Here is a 20527-nt window from a genome sequence, read left to right as displayed (position 1 = left end):
CAACCCCCACCCCGCGAAAGCGAAGGAACCGTGATGCGTGCCTCCGTCCTGTTGATTTCCTGCGTGCTGGCCGTCGCTGGCTGCAGCCGCGAGCCGGCCGCGCCCGAAGCGCCCGCCGCCGTCCAGGCCGACCCGGCCGCCGTCGCCGCCGAGCTCGACGCCCTGCTCGCCGAGTGGCACGAGTCCGAACTCAAGGCCAACCCGATCTTCGCCACCGCGCTGGGCGACCTGCGCTACAACGACCAGCTGCCGGACATGTTCTCGGCCAGCTACCGCGCCGAGCAGGAGGCCCGCGAGCGCGATTTCCTCGCCCGCGTGCAGGGCCTGGACCGCAACGCGCTCAGCGGGCAGCACCGCCTGAGCTACGACATCTTCATCGCCGACCGCGAGTCCTCGCTGGCCGGCAACCGGTTCCCGGCGTGGATGCTGCCGGTGAACCAGTTCGGCAACTACGGCAGCTTCATGGCCCAGCTGGGCTCGGGCCAGGGTCTGCAGCCGTTCAAGGAGGTCAGGCACTACGACGACTTCCTGGCTCGTATCGCCCGCTTCCCGGTGCTCAACGACAGCGCCATCGCCAACATGCGCGAAGGCATCGCCGCCGGCGTGGTGCAGCCGGTGCCGGTGGTCGAGAAGGCCATTCCGCAGTTCGGCGCGCACGCGGTGGACGACGTCGAGCAGAGCGTGTTCTGGGGCCCGATCAGGAACATGCCGGCGGACTTCCCGGAAGCCGAGCGCGAGCGCCTCACCGCTGCGTATCGCGAAGCGATTGCCAACACGCTGGTCCCGGCTTACGCCAAGATGCGCGACTTCCTGCGCGACGAATACCTGCCCAAGGCCCGCACCGGCGTCGGCCAGATGCACCTGCCGGACGGCAAGGCCTGGTACGCGCACAACGTGCGGGTGAACACCACCACCGACCTGACGCCGGAGGAGATCCACCAGTTCGGCCTGGAGGAAGTGGCGCGGATCCTGGCCGAGATGAACGCGGTGCGCGAGCAGGTCGGCTTCAAGGGCGACCTGCCGGCCTTCTTCGAGCACCTGGGCACGGACGACCAGTTCTACTTCAAGACCGAGGAAGAGGCGCTGCAGGCTTATCGCGACGTGCAGCAGAAGATCAACCCGCGCCTGGAGCAGCTGTTCGACATCTTCCCGAAGGCGGACTACGAGGTGCGGCCGGTCGAGGCCTTCCGCGCGGCGTCCGAGGCCGGCGCGTCCTACCAGTCGCCGTCGCCGGATGGCTCGCGCCCCGGCGTGTTCTACCTCAACACCCACAACCTGCGCGCGCAGCCGAACTTCCTGGTCGAGACCCTGTCGATCCACGAGGCTTCGCCGGGCCACCACTTCCAGATCTCGATCCAGCAGGAAGTGGAGTCGCTGCCGGCCTTCCGTCGTTTCGGCGGCTATACGGCGTACTCCGAGGGCTGGGCGCTGTACGCCGAGTCGCTGGGCAAGGAGATGGGCCTCTTCACCGATCCCTACCAGTGGTACGGCCGCCTGAGCGACGAGCAGCTGCGCGCGATGCGCCTGGTCGTGGACACCGGCCTGCACTACTACGGCTGGGACCGGCAGCAGGCGATCGACTACATGCTGGCCAATTCCTCGATGGCCGAGTCCGATGTCATCGCCGAGGTCGAGCGCTATATCGTGATCCCGGGCCAGGCCCTGGCCTACAAGGTCGGCCAGCGCGTGATCCGCGAGCTGCGCAATGAAGCCGAGGCCGAGCTGGGCGAGAAGTTCGACGTACGCGCCTTCCACCGCCAGGTGCTGGTGGACGGCGCGCTGCCGATGGGCGTGCTGCAGACCAAGATCCGCGAGTGGATCGCGGCCGAGAAGGCGAAGGCGGGCGCGTGATGCGCATTGCGTTCCGTTCTCGCACCGGCGCCGTTTTCGGCGCCGGGTTGCCCGGCCTGGCGCACGGGGCCTGAGGCGTGGCCTTCGACGCGTTCGCGCTGATCCTTTCGATGCTGGCGCTGGGACTGCTGTTCCAGCGCCTGCGGCTGTTCCCCGACAACGCCGCCGAGGTGTTGAACAAGGTCGTGCTGTACGTGTGCCTGCCGGCCTCGGTGCTGATCTACGCGCCGCGGCTGGAGCTGGGCCCGCAGGTGTTGGCGGTGGCGGCGGTGCCGTGGCTGCTGCTGGTCGCCACCGTGCTGCTGGTCACCGGCGTGACGCGCGCGTTGAAGCTGCGGCCGGACGAACACGCCGTGCTGCTGCTGTGCGTGGCGCTGGGCAACACCAGTTTCCTCGGCTACCCGCTGGTGCGTGCGCTGCTGGGCGAGGACGCGCTGCCTTACGCGGTGATCTACGACCAGTTCGGCGCCTTCCTGATCCTGTCCACGTTCGGGCTTTACGTGCTGGCGCGCTACGGCGGCGACGCCACGCCCACGGCCGCGATGATCGGCCGCCGCATCGCGACCTTCCCGCCCTTCCTCGCGCTGGTGCTCGGCCTGACGGTGATGCCCGAAGCGCCGCCCGCCTGGATCGCCGGCGGCCTGCAGCGCCTGGCGGACGCGCTGCTGCCGCTGGTGGTGCTGGCCATCGGCCTGAGCCTGAAGCTGGCCCTGCCGCGCGACGAGCTCAAGCCGCTGGCGGCCGGCCTCGCGCTGAAGCTCGCGGTGATGCCCGCGTTGGCGCTGGGCATCGCTTGGACGTTCGGAATGACCGGGGTAATGCACGACGCGGTGGTGCTGGAGTCGGCGATGCCGCCGATGATCACCGCCGCGGCGCTGGCGATTTCGCACCGCCTGGCCCCCGGCCTCGCGGCCGCGATGGTCGGCTATGGCATCCTCCTCTCACTGACGACGCTCCCCGCCTGGGCCTGGCTCCTCCAACGACTTCTGTAGGAGGGCCTTCAGGCCCGAACCCCTCAGCTCCTTGTGGGAGGGACTTTAGTCCCGATGCTTCTCGCCCAGAAGCATCGGGACTAAAGTCCCTCCCACAGAAAGCGGTCCGAGGATCTTGTGATGAGCGAGCCAAAAGCAAACCCCGGCGTCCGCTTCCCGCCGCCCCTGATCTTCGCGATCGGCCTGGGCATCGGCCTGGCGTTGGAGTATTTCCACGTCTCGCTGCCGCTGCTGGACCCCGCCCGCGCCTGGTGGCTGGACCTGCACGCGGCCGCGATCGGCGTGGTCGCGATCTGGCTGATCGGCAGCGCCCTCGGCGGTTTCCGTCGCAAGGGCACCGACCCGCGGCCCTGGCGCGAGGACAGCGCGCTGGTGGTCGAAGGCATCTACCGGCACACGCGCAACCCGATGTACCTGGGCATGGCCCTGGCCTACGGCGCGATCACGCTGGCGCTCAACACCCTGTGGCCGCTGCTGACGCTGGTGCCGGCGCTGCTGCTGATCCGCTACTACGTCATCGCCCGCGAGGAACGCTACCTGGCGCAGCTCTTCGGCGACGCCTACCGCGACTACTGCCGCCAGGTCCGCCGCTGGTTCTGACGCTCCTGTAGGAGGGCCTTCAGGCCCGAAGCTTTTCGGCGAACAGCTTCGGGCCTGAAGGCCCTCCTACAAGAGGCAAGAAGCCGGTGGCGGCTAGTCGGCGGGGACGGTGCGGCTTCGGGCCCAGTCGCGCAGGGCCTTGACCTGCTCGGCCATCAGCACGCTCAGCGGGCGGGTGTTGCGGACTTCCTCGAGCACGCGGGCTTCGTCCACCGGCGCCTGCGCGGCGTGGGCGGCGTAGAGCGAGCTGACGACGGCCTGTTCGATCTCGGCGCCGGAAAAACCATTGGCCGCCTCGGCCAGCGAGTCCAGCGAGAAGCCCTCCCAGTCCACTTCGCGCTTGGCCAGGTGGATGCGGAAGATCTCGGCGCGGGCGCCGTGGTCGGGCAGGTCGACGAAGAAGATCTCGTCGAAGCGGCCCTTGCGCAGCAGCTCGGGCGGCAGGTCGTTGACCGCGTTGGCCGTGGCGACCAGGAACACCTTCGACTTGCGCTCGGCCATCCAAGTCAGGAAGTAGCCGAGCACGCGCCGCGACACGCCGCCGTCGTCGCTGCCGCCGGCGCTGGCCAGGCCCTTCTCCAGCTCGTCGATCCACAGCACGCAGGGCGAGATCTGCTCGGCCGAGGCCAGCGCGTCGCGCAGGTTCTTCTCGGTTTCGCCGTGGTACTTGTTGTACAGCGTGCCGAAGTCCAGCCGCACCAGCGGTACGTTGAAGCCGCCCGCCACCGCCTTGGCCGCCAGCGATTTGCCGCAGCCCTGCACGCCCAGCAGCAGGATGCCCTTCGGCGGGTCCAGGCCGACCGGCAGGGCCACGTCGCCGGTGAAGGCGGCGCGGCGCTGGCCGACCCAGGCCTTCAGGCGCGCCAGGCCCGCCACGTCGCTGAAGCGCGCGGTGTCGTATTCGAAATGCAGGTTGCCGGACTTGTTGAGCAGCTCGAACTTGAGCTTGGCCAGCTCGGGCAGGTCGCCGGCGCAGATCACGCCGTCGCGGAAGATCAGGTGCCGCGCCAGCCGGCGGGCATCCACCAGCGACAGCCCGCGCAGGTTGCGCACGATCGCCGCCAGCGCGTCATTGTCCACCTCCACGCGCTTGCCGCCGTGCTCGCGCATGTACAGCGCGGCCTCGTCCTGCACCAGCTTCAGCAGCGCCTTCTCGTCGGGCAGCCGCAGCGAGAAGCGCACGGCCAGGTGCTCGAGGTCCGGCGGCAGCTCGATCTTCGCGCCTACCAGCACGATGCTGTGGTCCTTGCAGTCGCGGCGGTCGATCATCTCGCGCAGCATGCGCTGCGTGGTGGCGTAGCCGAGGTAAGGGTGGAAATCGAGCAGCAGGTGGATGCCGCGCTGGTCCATCTCGCGGATGGTGCGCAGGGTGGTGGTGGCGTCCGGCGGCGCCAGCGGCGCGTCCTCGCCGTCGAGGTCGATGCGGCGCAGGCCCTCGGTGATCGACCAGCGGTACAGCGGCCGCCACACGTTCATCAGCAGGTGCCGGAACAGGTCCACCACCCGCCCTTCATCCGGCGTTTCGATCACGATCAGCGCCGTGTTGGCGCGGATCAGGGAGGTGAGGTCCTGCAGCTCGCTCATCGTTGGTCCTTCGGTACGAAGGCTGGATGATACCGGAGTCGATTCACTCCCCGTGCAGCAACCGCCGCGCGATGGCCACGCCCGCCTCGCGGCCGTCGTGCACGGCGGTCACCACCAGGTCGGCGCCGCGCACGTTGTCGCCGCCGGCGAAGAACTTCGGATGCGAGGTGGCGCCGGTGGCGTCGGTGCGTACGCGGCCTTCCGGCGTGAGTTCCAGCCCGAAATCCGCCCACCACGCCGCGGGGCTGGCGCGGAAGCCGAAGGCCAGGATCACCACGTCGGCCGGCAGCACCGCTTCGCTACCCGGCACCGGCTCGGCCGGCTGGCCGCGGCCGCCGCTGGCGCGGGTCTCGACCACGCGCACGCCAACCACCTGCTGGCCGCCGTCGATGCGCCGTCCCGATTCAATCGCCAGCGGCTGGCGGTTGAACAGGAAGCGCACGCCTTCCTCGCGCGCATTCTTCACTTCGCGGCGGGAGCCGGGCATGTCTTCTTCGCCGCGCCGGTAAGCACAGCTAACCTCGGCCGCGCCGAGCCGGATCGCCGAGCGCACGCAGTCCATCGCGGTATCGCCGCCGCCAAGCACCAGCACGCGCTTGCCGCCGAGCTCCACCGCCGGGTCGTCGGGCGACGGCATGCCCAGCTGCTTGCGGGCGTTGCCCACCAGAAAGGGCAGGGCCGGCAGCACGCCGGGCAGGTCCTGGCCGGGCAGGCGGCCATCCACCGGGGTGTAGGCGCCGGTGCCCAGGAACACCGCATCGAAATCGCGCACGAGTTCGGCACCCTTGGCCGCGTCCACGTCCACGCCGAGGTGGAAGCGCACGCCCATCGCCTCGAGCACGCCGCGCCGCGTCGCGACCACGTGCTTCTCCAGCTTGAAGGCCGGGATGCCGAAGCTCAGCAGCCCGCCGATCTCGGGATAGCGGTCGAACACATGCGCCTCGATGCCCGCGCGCGCCAGCCGGTCGGCGCAGGCCAGGCCCGCGGGCCCGGCGCCGATGATGGCCACGCGCCGGCCGCTGGGCTTCACGGCGGAAAGATCGGGCCGCCAGCCGAGCCGGAAGGCCTCGTCGACGATGTACTTCTCGATCGATCCGATCGTCACCGCCTCGAAGCCGGTGTTGAGCGTGCAGTCGCCTTCGCACAGGCGATCCTGCGGGCAGACGCGGCCGCAGATCTCGGGCAGCGGGTTGGTGGAATGCGCCAATTCCGCGGCCTCGAACAGCCGCCCCTCGCGCACCAGCGCCAGCCAGTCCGGGATCGGGTTGTGCACCGGACACTTCCACTCGCAGTACGGATTGCCGCAGTCGAGGCAACGCGCGCTCTGGTCGGCGGCCTCGGGCGCGGCGAACTGGCCGTAGATTTCCTGCCAGCCCAGCACGCGCGTGTTCGCCGGCAACTCGCGCGGCATCTTGCGGGGCAGCTCCAGGAACTGGAACGGCCGCGCCTTCATGCCGCGCTCCGCGACGACCGGGACAAGATTTTCATGCCGCGTTCCTCAGCGTCTCGGCCAGCTGCTCGAGCGAGGCGGCCTTGGGCTTGACCAGCCAGAATCGCCCGGCCACGTCGCGGAAATCCTCGAGCAGCGATTCGGCCAGCACGCTGCCGGTGTACTCGACGTGTGCCCGCAGCAGGCCGCGAAGATGATGGCGATGGTGCTCCATGCCCTCGGGCGTGATCCGCAGCACGTCGATCAGCTCGTGGTTGTAGCGGTCGACGAAGTCGCGCTCCATGTCCAGCACGTAGGCCAGGCCACCGGTGAGGCCGGCGCCGAAGTTCAGGCCGGTGCGGCCCAGCACCACCACCACGCCGCCGGTCATGTACTCGCAGCCGTGGTCGCCAATGCCTTCGACCACCGCCAATGCGCCGGAGTTGCGCACCGCGAAGCGCTCGCCCGCGGTGCCCGCCGCGTACAGCTCGCCTCCGGTGGCCCCGTACAAACAGGTGTTGCCCATGATCGGCGCCTGCGCCGCGGCGTAGCGCGCGGCCGACGGCGGCTTCAGCACGAGGCGTCCGCCGGCCATGCCCTTGCCGACGTAATCGTTGGCGTCGCCGGTGAGGTGCAGGTGCAGACCGCCCGCATTCCAGGCGCCGAAACTCTGGCCGGCGTGGCCGCGCAGGTGCACGGCCAGCGGCGCATCGGCCATGCCGGCGTCGCCGTGCACGCGGGCGATTTCGCCGGAAATCCGGGCGCCCACGCTGCGGTCGGCATTGCCGATGTCGAAGTGGAACTCGCCGCCGGCACCGGCGTGGATCGCGGCGCGCATCTCGCCCAGCATGCGTTCGGCCAGCCGGCCGGTGTCGCGGGGCGGGTTGCGCGCCTCGGTGCAGGAGCGCGCCGCGTCGCCCCGTCCGTCCGCGGCGGCCAGGATCGGCGAGAGGTCGAGCTTGCGCTGGCGGTCGGTGATGCCTTCCGCCTGCACCAACAGGTCGGTGCGGCCGATCAGGTCCTCGAGCCGCGCCACGCCGAGCTTCGCCAGCCAGCGTCGCACGTCCTCCGCCACGAAACGGAAGAAGTTCATCGCCATTTCCGGCAGGCCGATGAAGTGGTGCGCGCGCAGCCGCGGGTCCTGGGTGGCGACGCCGGTGGCGCAGTTGTTGAGATGGCAGATGCGCAGGTACTTGCAGCCCAGCGCCACCATCGGCGCGGTGCCGAAGCCGAAGCTCTCGGCGCCCAGGATCGCCGCCTTCACCACGTCCAGGCCGGTCTTGAGGCCACCGTCGGCCTGCAGGCGCACGCGGTGCCGCAGCTCGTTCATGCGCAGCGTCTGCTGCACTTCGGCCAGGCCCAGCTCCCAGGGCGTGCCGGCGTGGTGGATGGACGAGATCGGCGAGGCGCCGGTGCCGCCGTCGTGGCCCGAGATCGTCACCAGGTCGGCGTAGGCCTTCACCACGCCGGCCGCGATCGTGCCCACGCCGGCGTGCGAGACCAGCTTCACCGACACCAGCGCGGACGGGTTCACTTCCTTGAGGTCGAAGATCAGCTGGGCCAGGTCTTCGATCGAATAGATGTCGTGGTGCGGCGGCGGCGAGATCAGGCCGATGCCGGGCCGCGCGTGGCGCAGGCGCGCGATCATCGCGTTGACCTTGTGGCCGGGCAGCTGGCCGCCTTCGCCGGGCTTGGCGCCCTGGGCGATCTTGATCTGCAGCACCTCGGCGTTGACCAAATATTCCGGCGTGACGCCGAAGCGGCCGCTGGCGACCTGCTTGATCTTGCTGCGCTTCTCGGTGCCGTGGCGGGCCGGGTCTTCGCCGCCTTCGCCGGAATTGCTGCGGCCACCGAGCCGGTTCATCGCGATCGCCAGCGCCTCGTGCGCCTCGGGCGACAGCGCGCCCAGCGACATGCCGGCGGAGTCGAAGCGGGCGAGGATGGCTTCGGCGGGCTCGACGTCTTCCAGCGGAATCGGCGTGATGCCGGCGCGCGGCACCAGCAGGTCGCGCAGCGCCGAAGGCGGGCGGCGGTCGACGTGCTCGGCGTAGGCGAAGTAATCCGCGGGGTCCCCGCTGCGCACCGCGCGCTGCAGGCCGGCGATCACGTCCGGGTTGTACATGTGGTACTCGCCGCCGACCACCAGCTTGTGGCGGCCACCCGGCGAGATGTCGGTGGTCTCGGTCCAGGCCTCCGCCGCCATCGCCCGGGCCTCGGCCTCGAGCTCGGCGAAGCCTGCGCCCTGCAGCCGGCTCACCATGCCCGGGAAACAGCGCGCGACCACTTCATCCGCCAGGCCGACGATCTCGAACAGCTGCGCGCCGCGATAGCTGGCCACCGTGCTGATGCCCATCTTCGACAGGATCTTCAGCAGGCCCTTCTTGATGCCGCGCCGGTAGCTGCGGCCCAGCTCGGCCGGCTCGTTGCCGAGCTTGCCGTCCACCACGCCCGCGCGACCCAGCGCCGACAGCGTCTGGTAGGCGAGGTAGGGATAGACCGCGGTGGCGCCGACGCCGATCAGGCAGGCCATCTGGTGCGCGTCGCGGGCGCTGCCGGTTTCGACCAGCAGGTTGGCGCGGCAGCGCAGGCCGGCGGCGGAAAGATGGTGGTGCACGGCGCCCGTGGCCAGCAGCGCCGGCACTGCGGCCGCGCCCTCGCGCGGGTAGCGGTCGCTGAGCAGCACGAGTACCGCGCCCTGGCGGACCGCCGCCTCGGCTTCCGCGCACAGCCGGTCCAGCGCGGCCGCCAGCGTTTCCGAAGCCTCGAAGTAAAGGTGCAGCAGGGCGTGCGCGTCTGCGAACTGCTCCAGCGCCAGCAGCTGCCGAAGTTTTCGCTGCGACAGGATCGGCGAGTTCAGCATCACCTGCACCGCGTTGGCCGGACTGTCCTCGAATACGTTGCCTTCCGGGCCCAGCTGCGTAGCCAGCGACATCACCAGCTGTTCGCGCAGCGGGTCGATCGGCGGGTTGGTCACCTGCGCGAAGGCCTGGCGGAAATAGTCGTACACCGGCCGGATCTGTCGCGACATCACCGCCACCGGGGTGTCGTCGCCCATCGAGCCGGTGGCCTCCTGCTCGGTCTCGGCCAGCACGCGCAGCTCGGCCTCGCGCTCCTCGCGCGTGAGCTGGAACAGCTTCTGGAAGCGGCGCAGCGTCGGCGCGTCGAAGGGCTCGGCGGCCAGTGACGGATCCACCAGGCTGGTGCTCAGGTAGGTCACGCCCTGCTTCAGCCACGCTTTGTACGGGGCGCGCGACTTGTTGACGTCGTCGATGGCGTGGGTGTCGAGCAGTTTGCCGCGCTGCAGGTCCACTGCGAGCATCTCGCCGGGACCCAGCTTGCCCTTGGCCACCACCTCGTCGTCGGCCACGTCGTAAACGCCGGTTTCCGACGCCACTACCAGCGTGCGGTCGGCGGTGAGCAGCCAGCGCGCCGGGCGCAGGCCGTTGCGGTCGAGCGTGCAGGCGGCGTAGCGCGCATCGCACATCACGATGCCGGCCGGCCCGTCCCAGGGATCGAGCGAGAGGCCGTAGTACTCGTAGAACGCCGCGAGGTCCGGATCCTTGTATTCCAGCGACGCGGTGGCCGGCGGCACCAGGATGCGGATCGCCTGCAGCAGGTCCATGCCGCCGGCCAGCAGCAGCTCCAGCAGGTTGTCCAGGCTCTGCGAATCCGACCCGTGCTCGCTGACCAGCGGCTGCAGGGCCTTCAGGTCCAGGTGCGGCGACGACCAGTGCGCCGCGCGGGCGCGGGCCCAGGCACGGTTGCCTTCGATGGTGTTGATCTCGCCGTTGTGCGCCAGCAGGCGGAACGGCTGCGCCAGCTTCCAGGCCGGCGCCGTGTTGGTCGAGAAGCGCTGGTGGAACACCACCACCGACGAGGCTAGCTCGGGCCGCGCCAGGTCGGGGTACAGCGAGGCCAGCTGGTCCGGCAGCACCATGGCCTTGTAGCCCAGCGTCGCCGCCGACAGTGTCACCACGTAGAACTCGTCCTGCGCCGCCAGCGCCTGCTCGGCCGCGCGCCGCGCCAGGAACAGCGCCCGCTCGAAGCCCGCCACGTCCAGCCCGCCGGGCGTCCGCACGAATACCTGCTCGATCCGCGGCAGCCCGCGCAGCGCGATCTCGCCGCAGCCTTCGCGCACCACCGGCACCTCGCGCCAGCCGCCCACGGCCAGGCCACGCGCCTCAAGCGCCGCCGACAGTCCGGCGCGGCAGACCGCGGCCGCGTCGGCAGCGTGCGGCAGGAACACCATCCCGCAGGCGTCGCCATCGGCGTAGGCAATGCCGGCCTCGTGCGCAATCGCCGCCAGGAACACCCGCGGCCGCCGCAGCAGCAGCCCGCAGCCGTCGCCGCTCAGGCCGTCGGCGCCGACCGCGCCGCGATGCACCAGGCGCGCCAGCGCCTGCAGCCCCGCGTCGACCAGGGCCCGCGAAGGCCGGTCGTCCAGCTGGGCGATCAGCCCGAACCCGCAGCTGTCGCGCTCGAAATCCGGGGAATGCAGGCCCGGGACCGGGGGAGCCGGCATGCGCCCTCCGTAGTGAAGTGGGCTTTCCCCACCGTCACACAGCCCAATAGAGTTTCTGCTCGGTTGCGGGTTAGAGTGAGCCCTCTTCCCGATGTGGAGGTCCGGCATGCGCACGATCCTGGTCGCCAGCTCGAAGGGAGGCGCCGGCAAGACCACGGTGTCGACCAACCTCGCCGCCCACTTCGCCGTCGAGGGCAAGGCCACCGCCATCCTCGACGCCGACCGGCAGAAGTCGTCCACCCACTGGTGCGAGAAGCGCGCCGCCCTCGACACCGCCGTGCTGCCGATCGACGGCAGCAAGCGCGGCTGGGACAAGCACATCCCGGAAGGCGTGCAGCGCCTGGTGGTGGACGCCCCGGCCGGCGCCATGGGCGAGGACCTCACCGCCTTCCTCGACATCGCCGATGCCGTGATCGTCCCGGTCCTGCCCTCGATCATCGACCTCGAGGCCACCGTGCCCTTCCTCAACACCCTGGTGCAGCATCCGCGGGTGAAGAAGGGCAAGCTGCCGGTCGGCATCGTCGGCAACCGGCTCAAGCCCTGGACCAGCAACTCCCAGCAGGCCCTCGACCAGCTCAAGGCCTGGCCCTACCCGCTGGTGGCCGAGCTGCGCGACACCCAGGCCTACGTGCTGATGGCGGCGCTGGGCAAATCGGTGTTCGACTACCACTCCGAACAGATTCGCAGCCACCAGGACGACTGGGCGCCGCTGCTGAAGTGGCTCAAGAAGTCACTCTGACCCGGCTTCCATCGCAACACGCCCACTTCAAGGAAGACCATGCGCGAACTGATCCTGCTCCGACACGCCCACGCCGAACCGGCCGCCCCCGGCCAGGACGACTTCGACCGCCCGCTGTCCCTGCAGGGCCAGGCCGAGGCCGAGGCCGCCGGGCGCTGGCTGCGCGACCACGGCTACCTGCCCGACCGCGTGGTCACCTCGCCGGCGCGCCGCGCCCGCGAGACCACCGAGCAGGCCATGGCTGCCCTGGGCTACGTCGAGCTGCGCCAGGAAAAGCGCATCTACGACGCCACCCCGGGCATGCTGATGCAGGTGGCCGATGAACACCGCGACATCGCCCGGGTGCTGCTGGTCGGCCACAACCCCGGCTTCGAACAGCTGGCGGCCCTGCTGAGCTCGGGCCAGTCCGGCGATTTCCGCGGCATGCCCGCGGGTGGCGTGGCCGTGCTGTCGATGCCGGCCGACGCCGACCTCGAGCCGGGCATCGCCCGCCTGGCCGCCTTCTGGTGGCCGTGAGCGGATGACGTGGGCCTGGCTGGGCGCGCTCTGCCTGGCCTGCGCGGTGGGTAAGGCCGCCGCCAGCGGTCCCGCCCGGGAGCAATTCGACCCGGCGGCCTCCCGCGCCACCTTCGAAGTCACCGTGCGGGTCACGGGGCCGGCCACCGGCCGTTTCCGCCGCATCGAGGGCGAGCTGGTCGAGGACGACCGCGGCCGCTGGCGCGTCCAGGTGCGGGTCGACGCCGAGGGCCTGGAGCTGGACGGCCCCGGCTGGATGCTCCGCAGCACCCGCTCCCGCAACTTCCTCGACGTGGAAAACCACCCCGAGATCCGCTTCCGCTCGGCGCTGTTCGCGCGCGACCTGCTGGCCACCGGCGGTCCCCTGCGCGGCCGGCTCGACCTGCGCGGCGCCTCCCGGGGCGTGACCTTCACGCTGCTGCCGGCCGCCTGCGAGCGCCCCGGCCGCGACTGCGACATCGTGGTGAAGGGCGAGGTCAGCCGCCGCGCCTTCGGCATGACCAGCCAGCGGGTGTGGGTGAAGGACGAAGTGGGCTTCGACTTCCGGGTGAGATTGCGCGACCCTGTTGCCCCATGAGCCCCACCCATCGCCTGTTCACCGCCCTGCTGGTCCTGCTGCTGGCAGGGTGCTCCACCCTGTCCGTGCGCGAGCGCCGCGACGCCGCCGACCTGGCCCTGGCCGCCCGCAGCACCGAGGTTGGCTGCCGCGAGGGCGTGGACTGCGCCGTCGATTCGCCGCTGCTGGCGCTGGGCCATGCCGCGGTCGCCGCGTCCACGCCTGAGGCGCCGCGGCACGAGGTGGTGCTGCTCGACCGCGGCCAGGATTCGCTGCTGGCCCGCCTGCACCTGATCCGCGCCGCGCGCACGAGCATCGAGCTGCAGATGTTCATCTTCGACAAGGACGACAGCGGCGTGCTCGTGCTCGAGGAGCTGCTGGCCGCCGCCCGCCGCGGCGTGAAGGTGCGCGTGCTGCTCGACCAGCTCTACGGCCTGCCCGACCCGAACCTGCAGGCCAGCCTCGCCGGCCACCACGCCAACTTCGAGCTGCGCCTTTACAACCCCACCTTCGACGAAGCCAAGACCCAGAAGCTGCAGTACGCCGCCGGCATCCTGTGCTGCTTCATGAAGTTCAACCAGCGCATGCACACCAAGCTGGTGCTGGTGGACGGCGTGGCGGGCATCACCGGCGGCCGCAACATCCAGGACCGCTACTTCGACTGGGCCGAGGGCTACAACTACCGCGACCGCGACATCCTGGTGATGGGCCCGGTGGCGAAGGCGATGGCGGCGAACTTCGACGCCTTCTGGGACTACGAGCGCTCGCGCCCGGCCGAGGAGCTCAAGGACGTCGCCGAACGCCTGCACCGCAACGGTGGCCCGCCGCCGAGCTGGCTGTTCGACCCGGAGCGGCCGCCGCCGGCGCCGCGCGTCACCGCCATGCGCGACGAGGCCGGCGACGGCGCCGCCGTGATGGCGAGGATGGAGCCGCTGCGGCTCGCGGTCGGCCGGGTGGATTTCTTCGCCGACCTGCCCGAGAAGCACGGCGGCGAGCTGCGCGCCGAGGAAGACGCCTCGCTGGCCATGCACGACCTGGTGGAAAGCACGCAGGACGAACTGGTGATCCAGACGCCCTACCTCGTGCTCTCGCGCGAGGCGCGCAAGGTCTTCCGCGGCCTGCAGAAGCGCGCGGCCAAGCCGGCGGTGTGGGTGTCCACCAACTCGCTGGCGGCCACGGATGCCTTCCCCGTCTACGCGATGAGCCACAAGTACAAGCGCCTGTATCTGCGCGAGCTCGGCTTCCGCATCTTCGAGTACAAGCCCTATCCGACCGACGCGCCGATCAACGTCGCCGCCACCGGCGTGCTCGGCGAGGAGCGGGCCGCGCACCTGCCGATGTTCGGCTCGGGCTCCTCGGGCTCGTCGAGCGGGCCGGTGCCGCTCAAGCGCGCCGGCATCCGGGTCGGCCTGCACGCGAAGTCGCTGGTGGTGGACGGCAGCATCGGCGTCGTGGGCAGCCACAACTTCGACCCGCGTTCGGACAACCTCAACACCGAGTCGATGGTGGTGGTGCACGACCCGCAGTTCGCCGGCGCGCTGCTGGCCAGCATCCGGCGCGACATGACCCCGGAGAACGCCTGGCTGATCGCGCCCCAGGAGAAGCCACCGGTGCTGTCGGGCCTGAACTACAGCCTGGGCAAGCTCTCCGAGAAGCTGCCGATCTTCGACATCTGGCCCTTCCCCTACGCCACCAGCTACGAGCTGGTGCCGGGCTGCAACCCGATCCCGCCGGGCCAGCCGGGCTTTTACGACTGCTACGAGGACGTCGGCGCCTTCCCCGAGGTCGACCTGCCGCTCAAGACCGTCTACACCCGCATCCTCACGGCCTTCGGCGCCGGCCTGGTGCCCATCCTCTGAGCCGCGTGGCCGGTGTTGCGCCGGCCTGCGTTCGATTGACGCCGCCTTCGCCCCGGCCTAGGCTGCTTGCTCTTGCAAACCCCCGCCGGACACGCCCGCATGCCCCTCGCCATCAGCTTCGAACTCTCCGACCGCGACCTCGAACACTTCAACCAGGCCCTGGCCAAGGCCCGCGCCTCCGCCGGCAGCAAGAGCGCCGACGAGATCATCGCCGCCGCGTCCAAGCTGCTGGTCGAAGCCAACAAGGTCGAGGTCCCGGACTTCATCGCCGAGCGCCTGGACCGGCTCGACGCGCTGATCGCGATGTCGCGCGACGAGGGCTGGCACCTGCCCGAGGAAGACCGCCAGCGCGTGCTGTCGGCCCTGGTCTACTTCGCCGATCCGTCCGACGTGATCCCGGACAACGTGCCGGTGCTGGGCTACTTCGACGACGCCATCGCCATCGAGATGTGCGTCAAGGAGCTCAAGCACGAGATCGAGGCCTACGACGAGTTCTGCGAATACCGCCAGGGCGAGGCCGAGCGCCGCGGCCTGGATCCGGCCACCGTCGGCCGCGCCGACTGGCTCGAGGCCCGTCGCGACGAGCTGGTGGACCGCATGCACCGCCGCCGCAACCGCCAGGCCGGCGGCAGCGGCTACGGCGACAGCTCGGGCTACGCGCGCAAGGGCTACACCAGCGCCTTCCGCCCGGGCCTGCTGCGCGTCCGCTGAGCCCCGTCGCCGTGGCCGGCCCGTTCCGTCGCCGGCCGGCCGTGGCCGACATCAACCGGATGCTCGTGGGCACCGCCCCCGGGCACCTGGGCATCGAGATCACCGAGCTGGGCGAGGATTTCCTGCGCGCCACGATGCCGGTGGATGAACGCACGAAGCAGCCCTTCGGCCTGCTGCACGGCGGTTCGTCCGTGCTGCTGGCCGAGACCCTGGCCAGCCTGGCCGGCTGGCTTTGCCTGGACCCCGAACTCAAGCAGCAGTCGGCCGGCATCGAGATCAACGCCAACCACCTGCGCGCCGTCACCGAAGGCCTCGTCACCGGCACCGCGCGCCCGATCCACCTCGGCCGCGCCACCCAGGTCTGGGAAATCCGCATCGAGGACGCGCAGGGGCGCCTCACCTGCATTTCGCGCATGACCGCGGCGGTGATCGGCGCCTGAAGCGCGCCGCGTCGCTTGCGTACCGCGGCGTCGGGTGTTTACTCGGCCCGCCTGCGGCACAATGCCGCCAATGTCCACCCAAACCCAAACGGCCAGGCCCGCCCAGGATTGGCGCCGCCCGCTGCGCTACCTCTGGCGCGGGCCGCTGCTCAGCCTGCACCTGCTGGTCGGGCTGCCGCTGACCCTGCTGATGATCAACCCGGTCTCGGCGCGGATCGAGCTGCGCGGCGAACGGCTCGACCACCGCATCATCCGCTGGTGGTCCGGCACGCTGATGCGCATCTTCGGCTTCCGCCTGCGCCGCTACGGCACGCCGCTGCCGGGCGCCGCGCTGTTCGTGGCCAACCACGTCAGCTGGATCGACATCGAGCTGATGCACAGCCAGCGCATGATGGGTTTCGTGGCCAAGGCCGAGATCGCGCGCTGGCCGCTGGTGGGCTGGGTCGCCAGCCGCGGCGGCACCATCTACCACCACCGCGGCAGCAACGATTCGCTGCACGGCGTGATGCACCAGATGGTGCAGCGCCTGGAGCAGGGGCTGGCGGTCGGCGTGTTCCCGGAAGGGCGCACCACCGGCGGCGACGCCATCGGCACCTTCCACGCGCGCATCTTCCAGCCGGCGGTGCTGGCGAACGTGCCGGCGCAGCCGGTGGCGCTCAAGTACGGCGCGCGCGGCGACGCCCAGACCATCGTCGCGTTCGGCCCGCGCGAGAACTTCCTGCAGAACTTCCTGCGCCTGCTGGGCGAGCCCGGCCGGGTGGCCGAGGTGCACTTCCTCGAGCCCGTCGCGGCCAGCGAAGACGGCCGCCGCCGCATGGCCGAGACCTGCCGCGAGCGCATCATCGCGGCCATGGCGGGCTGAGATGGGCAGCGCCTACCGGCCGCCGCGCTGGCTTCGCAACCCGCACGTGCAGTCGGTGCTGAGTTCGATGCCGCTGCGGCGCGCGGCGGGCCTGCGCGAGCTGCGGCGGCTGGGCGCGGAGACCACCGAACACATCATCACCGTCGAGGACGGCGTGCGGCTGCAGGGCTTCCACACCCGGCTGCCGGGGCGCGAGGCGCAGGGGCTGGTGCTGCTGCTGCACGGCTGGGAAGGCAGCAGCGAGTCGAGCTACATGCGCCACACCGCGGCGCAGCTGCTGGCGCGCGGCTTCGAGGTGTTCCGGCTCAACTTCCGCGACCACGGCGACACCCACCACCTCAACGAAGGCCTGTTCCATTCCTGCCGCCTGGGCGAGGTGGTGCAGGCCGCGGCGGAAGTGTCGCGGCGCTTCCCTGCGCGGCCGATGCTGGCGGCGGGCTACTCGCTGGGCGGCAACTTTGCGCTGCGGCTGGCGCTGGCGGCGCCCGGCGCGGGCATCCCGCTGGTGCACGCGGCGGCGGTGTGCCCGGCCATCGACCCGTCGGCGGTGATGCGCACGCTGGAGTCGGGCCAGCCTTTCTACCACTGGTACTTCATGAAGAAGTGGCGGCGCTCGCTGACGATCAAGCGCGCCCTGTTCCCGCAGCAGCACGATTTCGACGACAGCATCCTGGCCAAGGACATGCGCAGCCTGACCCACTGGCTGGTGGAGCGGCACACCACGATGGCCGGAGTCGAGGAGTACTTCGACGGCTACGCGGTGGCCGGCGAGCGCCTGGCCGGGCTGCAGGTGCCGGTGAGCGTGCTGGCCGCGGCCGACGACCCGGTGATCCCGGTGGACGGGTTCCCGCGGCTGTCGCTGCCGGCGCACTCGACCCTCGAGATCGCCGATTTCGGCGGCCACTGCGGCTTCCTCGAGGGTGCGCACCTGCGCGGCTACGCCGAGCGCTGGGTCGCCGACCGGCTGGCGGCCGCCGCCGCGCCCGCGCGGGCTACAATCGGGGTTTCCGCCTAGAAACCCCGTCCCCATGCTCGATCGGATCAATGCCGCCATGCGCGAAGGCGACTTCGCCACGGCCCTCGCCACGGCCCGCGAACTCGTCGCCGCCGAACCCGCCAATGCCGACGCCTGGCACCTGCTCGGCATCGCCGCGATGGCCACCGGCGAGTCCGCCGCCGCCCGCGAGGCGCTCGATCGCGCGGTCGGGCTCGATCCCGAACAGGCCGCCTTCCACGCCACCCGCGCCGCCCTCGACATGACCGAGGGCAAGCCGACCGACGGCCTGCGCGAGGCGCTGTCGCTCAACCCCAACACGCTCAGCGCCTACATCCTGCAGGTGCACGCGGCCCTGGCCCGCGGCGACTTGCCCGAAGCCCGGCGCCGCCTGCGCCTGGCGCAGCGCGTGGACGCCGGCCATCCGCAGGTCTCGATGGCCGAGGGCTACGTGGCCGACGCCAGCGGCGACCGCGACCTGGCCCTGCGCTGCTTCACCGCCGCCGCCACCGCGCGCCCGAACATGGCCTCGGCCCAGCTCGCGCTCGGCCTGGCCTACCTGCAGCGCCAGACCTGGGCCTTCGCCGAACAGGCGCTGTCGAACGCGCTGCGGCTCGACCCTTCGCGCCCGCGCATCGCCCTGCGCGGCCTGGTCGAGGCGCAGCGCCGCCAGGACGACCGCGCCGGCGCCCTGAAGTCGCTGGACGAACTGGTCGAACGCTTCCCCGCGGAGCTCGACGCCATCGTGCTGCGCGCCGACCTGCGCCTGCAGTCGGGCGACCGCGACGGCGCGATCGCCGACCTCGAACACGTGCTCGCGCGCCAGCCGCGCTACATCGCCGCCCTGCGCCGCATGGCGCTGCTGCTGGCCGGCGACGGCCGCGCCCCGGACGCCCGCGCGCTCATCGACAAGGCCCTGGCGGACGCGCCCGCCGACCGCGACACCTGGCAGCTGCGCATGAACCTGTGCGGTCCCCTGGGCGAGTCCCCGGTGGACGTGCTGCAGCAGTGGCACGCCGCCGACCCGGGCAGCGCCGACTGCATGGAGCTGATGGCCGACTTCCACCGCAGCCGCGGCGACATCGCCCAGGCCGCGGCCTGGGCCGAACGCGCGCTGGCCGTCGACGGCAACCTGTTCCACAGCAACATGATCATGCTCGAGGTCGAGCAGGCCCGTGACCTCGACCTCGCGCTGGTGCGCGCCGACCGGCTGCTGGTGCAGCAGACCGACGTCCAGCGCCAGCGCCAGGTGCTGGCCTGGGCTGGCCTCGCGCTGGACCAGGCGGGTCGCCACGCCGAGGCGACCCTGTGCTGGAAGAACATGCTGCAGCGGGTCTCGCGCCAGTCGCCGCTGGTGCCGCCGCCGTCCGTGGCGCCGGCCGACCAGGTGCCCGAGGGCACCATCGAGGCGACCCTGGTGTGGGCGCCGGTGGGCGTGCGCGGCGAGGCCGTGCTGATGGCGGCCAAACAGCAGCTCGGCAACCGCCTCGACCTGGGGCGCGCCAGCGTGGTCGCGGCCGGCGACGGCTTCGGCCTCGTGCGCTTCCCGCCGGGCGACCCGCGCGCCGGCAGCGCCGAGCGCTGGGCGCAGGCCGTCACGGCCGCGGGCCTGGACCCGGCCACCCTGGTCGACTGGATGCCGCACCTGGATCCGTACACGCTGGCGGCGCTGCGCGGCGCCCGCGTGCTCTGCCTGCTGGCCGATCCGCGCGATGCGCTGCTCAACTGGTTCGTGTTCGGCAGCCTGCAGAACTACCTGCCCTCGCCCGATCCGGTGGCGGCCGCCGACTGGCTGGCGCGCACGCTCGACGCGGTGGCCGACCATCGCGACGCGCATCCGGACCGCGTGGTCTTCGCCCGCCTGGACGGCGACGCGGCCGAAGCGGCCGCGGCCATCGAGCAGGCCTTGGGCCTGCCGCAGCCCCTGCCCGGCCTGCACGGCCGCGGCGCGCGGCTGCCGTCCGGCCATTGGCGCCACTACCGCGAGGGCTTCGCGGAGGCGTTCGAGCGGCTGGCGCCGGTGGCGGCGCGCCTGGGTTACCCGGCCGCTTAACTGCCGGCCGGCAGGCCCAGCAGCAGGGCCACCCCGAGGCCGATGCGGTACCAGGCGAAGGGCCGGAAGCTGTGGGTGGCGATGTAGCCCAGCAGCCAGCGCACGGCCGCGAACCCGGTGAGGGTCGCGGCCACGAAGGCAACGCCGAGGCTGGCCCAGTCCTCGTCGCCAGCGCCGCCGTCGAGCACGGTTTCCATCAGCGCCCAGCCGCTGGCGGCGAACATGGTCGGGATGCCGACCAGGAACACGAATTCGGCCGCCGCCGGCTTGCGGTTCATGCCCAGCAGCAGCGCCATGAAGATCGCCGCCGCCGAGCGCGAGGTGCCCGGGAACACGCCGGCCAACACCTGCGCCAGGCCCACGGCCACGACCACTTTCCAGGTCAGCGCGTCCGAGGGCGGCTTGCCCTCCGAAATGCGCTCGGCGATGAGCATCCACACGCCGCCGAGCACCAGCGCCCAGGCGATCGGGGTCACCGTGTCCGGCAGCTCCCAGCCCAGCAGGCGCACCGGCAGGCCGACGACGGCGGTGACCGCGAAGGCCACGGCGATCTTCAGCGCGTAGAGGCGGGTCGCGGCCTCGCCCAGCCCCGTGGCCAGCTGCCAGAGCCGTTGCCGGTAGACCAGGGTGATGGCCAGGATCGCGCCGGCCTGGATGCTGATGTTGAACAGGTCCGAGCGCGCGCCCAGCCAGTGCTGGGCGATCAGCAGGTGGCCGGTGCTGGAGATCGGCAGGAACTCGGTCAGGCCTTCGATGATGCCCAGCAGGAGGGCGGACAGCAGGTCGTTCAAGGGCGGGGCCGGTGTGTGGGGGCGTTGG

At 71.3% G+C, this 20527-nt stretch carries 16 protein-coding genes; 12 read left to right on the top strand and 4 right to left on the bottom strand.

Translation table 11 applies throughout. From position 1 onward, the window contains the following. Positions 1–33 precede the first annotated feature (33 nt). From N787_RS11225 to N787_RS11215, 3 genes are all read left to right on the top strand, one after another. Complete coding sequence (locus N787_RS11225) at positions 34–1851, top strand: DUF885 domain-containing protein (protein ID WP_034214245.1); 1818 nt, start codon at positions 34–36, stop codon at positions 1849–1851. A 77-nt stretch (positions 1852–1928) separates the two neighbouring features. Next, positions 1929–2843, top strand: a complete 915-nt coding sequence (locus N787_RS11220; RefSeq protein ID WP_034214060.1) for an AEC family transporter — start codon at positions 1929–1931, stop codon at positions 2841–2843. A gap of 120 nt (positions 2844–2963) precedes the next feature. Then, entirely contained in the window at positions 2964–3443 is a 480-nt protein-coding gene (locus tag N787_RS11215; RefSeq protein WP_034214056.1) for a methyltransferase family protein, read from the top strand. Between the two features lie 93 nt (positions 3444–3536). Here the strand turns inward: N787_RS11215 and N787_RS11210 are convergent, their stop codons facing one another. From N787_RS11210 to gltB, 3 genes are read right to left on the bottom strand one after another with little or no spacing between them, the layout of a single operon-like run. After that, complete coding sequence (locus tag N787_RS11210) at positions 3537–5027, bottom strand: AAA family ATPase (protein WP_034214053.1); 1491 nt, start codon at positions 5025–5027, stop codon at positions 3537–3539. Between the two features lie 43 nt (positions 5028–5070). Beyond that, complete coding sequence (locus tag N787_RS11205) at positions 5071–6480, bottom strand: FAD-dependent oxidoreductase (protein ID WP_034214051.1); 1410 nt, start codon at positions 6478–6480, stop codon at positions 5071–5073. A gap of 31 nt (positions 6481–6511) precedes the next feature. Next, positions 6512–10978 carry a glutamate synthase large subunit gene (gene gltB / locus N787_RS11200; protein WP_034214048.1) on the bottom strand — a complete coding sequence of 1489 codons (4467 nt, stop codon included), beginning with the start codon at positions 10976–10978 and terminating at the stop codon, positions 6512–6514. Positions 10979–11084: 106 nt separating this feature from the next. Here gltB and N787_RS11195 point away from each other — a divergent pair, with 106 nt between their 5' ends. From N787_RS11195 to N787_RS11155, 9 genes are all read left to right on the top strand, one after another. Beyond that, positions 11085–11717, top strand: a complete 633-nt coding sequence (locus N787_RS11195; protein ID WP_034214045.1) for a ParA family protein — start codon at positions 11085–11087, stop codon at positions 11715–11717. A 39-nt stretch (positions 11718–11756) separates the two neighbouring features. Next, a complete protein-coding gene (locus N787_RS11190) occupies positions 11757–12233 on the top strand; it encodes a SixA phosphatase family protein (RefSeq protein ID WP_034214042.1) in 477 nt (158 codons plus the stop codon). Between the two features lie 4 nt (positions 12234–12237). Beyond that, complete coding sequence (locus tag N787_RS14440) at positions 12238–12810, top strand: YceI family protein (protein ID WP_052575404.1); 573 nt, start codon at positions 12238–12240, stop codon at positions 12808–12810. After that, entirely contained in the window at positions 12807–14648 is a 1842-nt protein-coding gene (locus tag N787_RS11180) for a phospholipase D-like domain-containing protein (protein ID WP_034214040.1), read from the top strand. Before N787_RS14440 ends, N787_RS11180 begins: the two co-directional genes overlap by 4 nt. A gap of 99 nt (positions 14649–14747) precedes the next feature. Next, on the top strand, positions 14748–15359 hold the full coding sequence (locus N787_RS11175; protein WP_052575403.1) for a YkvA family protein: 612 nt from the start codon (positions 14748–14750) through the stop codon (positions 15357–15359). A 59-nt stretch (positions 15360–15418) separates the two neighbouring features. Next, complete coding sequence (locus N787_RS11170) at positions 15419–15799, top strand: hotdog fold thioesterase (RefSeq protein ID WP_052575422.1); 381 nt, start codon at positions 15419–15421, stop codon at positions 15797–15799. Between the two features lie 61 nt (positions 15800–15860). Beyond that, positions 15861–16661: a lysophospholipid acyltransferase family protein gene (locus N787_RS11165; protein ID WP_425387873.1), complete on the top strand. Its 801-nt coding sequence runs from the start codon at positions 15861–15863 to the stop codon at positions 16659–16661. 1 nt (position 16662) lies between these two features. Beyond that, a complete protein-coding gene (locus tag N787_RS11160) occupies positions 16663–17676 on the top strand; it encodes a YheT family hydrolase (RefSeq protein ID WP_034214036.1) in 1014 nt (337 codons plus the stop codon). Positions 17677–17689: 13 nt separating this feature from the next. Continuing rightward, the gene (locus N787_RS11155; RefSeq protein WP_034214034.1) at positions 17690–19708 is read left to right on the top strand and encodes a tetratricopeptide repeat protein; all 2019 of its coding nucleotides are present in this window, start codon (positions 17690–17692) and stop codon (positions 19706–19708) included. Here N787_RS11155 and N787_RS11150 read toward each other — a convergent pair. Then, positions 19705–20499 carry an undecaprenyl-diphosphate phosphatase gene (locus N787_RS11150; protein WP_052575402.1) on the bottom strand — a complete coding sequence of 265 codons (795 nt, stop codon included), beginning with the start codon at positions 20497–20499 and terminating at the stop codon, positions 19705–19707. The two genes, N787_RS11155 and N787_RS11150, sit on opposite strands and share 4 nt — an antisense overlap. Positions 20500–20527 lie beyond the last annotated feature (28 nt).

Origin of the sequence: Arenimonas metalli CF5-1 (genome assembly GCF_000747155.1) — a bacterium.
GTDB lineage: Bacteria > Pseudomonadota > Gammaproteobacteria > Xanthomonadales > Xanthomonadaceae > Arenimonas > Arenimonas metalli.
This window is presented reverse-complemented; position numbering and strand designations above follow the sequence as displayed.

What these genes read in the sequence shown, in the direction of transcription:
- N787_RS11155 (WP_034214034.1), top strand. Translation starts at nt 17,690, where the DNA reads ATGCTCGATCGGATCAATGCCGCCATGCGCGAAGGCGACTTCGCCACG.
- N787_RS11190 (WP_034214042.1), top strand. Translation starts at nt 11,757, where the DNA reads ATGCGCGAACTGATCCTGCTCCGACACGCCCACGCCGAACCGGCCGCC.
- N787_RS11165 (WP_425387873.1), top strand. Translation starts at nt 15,861, where the DNA reads ATGCCGCCAATGTCCACCCAAACCCAAACGGCCAGGCCCGCCCAGGAT.
- N787_RS11195 (WP_034214045.1), top strand. Translation starts at nt 11,085, where the DNA reads ATGCGCACGATCCTGGTCGCCAGCTCGAAGGGAGGCGCCGGCAAGACC.
- N787_RS14440 (WP_052575404.1), top strand. Translation starts at nt 12,238, where the DNA reads ATGACGTGGGCCTGGCTGGGCGCGCTCTGCCTGGCCTGCGCGGTGGGT.
- N787_RS11225 (WP_034214245.1), top strand. Translation starts at nt 34, where the DNA reads ATGCGTGCCTCCGTCCTGTTGATTTCCTGCGTGCTGGCCGTCGCTGGC.
- N787_RS11205 (WP_034214051.1), bottom strand. Translation starts at nt 6,480, where the DNA reads ATGAAGGCGCGGCCGTTCCAGTTCCTGGAGCTGCCCCGCAAGATGCCG.
- N787_RS11210 (WP_034214053.1), bottom strand. Translation starts at nt 5,027, where the DNA reads ATGAGCGAGCTGCAGGACCTCACCTCCCTGATCCGCGCCAACACGGCG.
- N787_RS11170 (WP_052575422.1), top strand. Translation starts at nt 15,419, where the DNA reads ATGCTCGTGGGCACCGCCCCCGGGCACCTGGGCATCGAGATCACCGAG.
- N787_RS11215 (WP_034214056.1), top strand. Translation starts at nt 2,964, where the DNA reads ATGAGCGAGCCAAAAGCAAACCCCGGCGTCCGCTTCCCGCCGCCCCTG.
- gltB (WP_034214048.1), bottom strand. Translation starts at nt 10,978, where the DNA reads ATGCCGGCTCCCCCGGTCCCGGGCCTGCATTCCCCGGATTTCGAGCGC.
- N787_RS11180 (WP_034214040.1), top strand. Translation starts at nt 12,807, where the DNA reads ATGAGCCCCACCCATCGCCTGTTCACCGCCCTGCTGGTCCTGCTGCTG.
- N787_RS11160 (WP_034214036.1), top strand. Translation starts at nt 16,663, where the DNA reads ATGGGCAGCGCCTACCGGCCGCCGCGCTGGCTTCGCAACCCGCACGTG.
- N787_RS11175 (WP_052575403.1), top strand. Translation starts at nt 14,748, where the DNA reads ATGCCCCTCGCCATCAGCTTCGAACTCTCCGACCGCGACCTCGAACAC.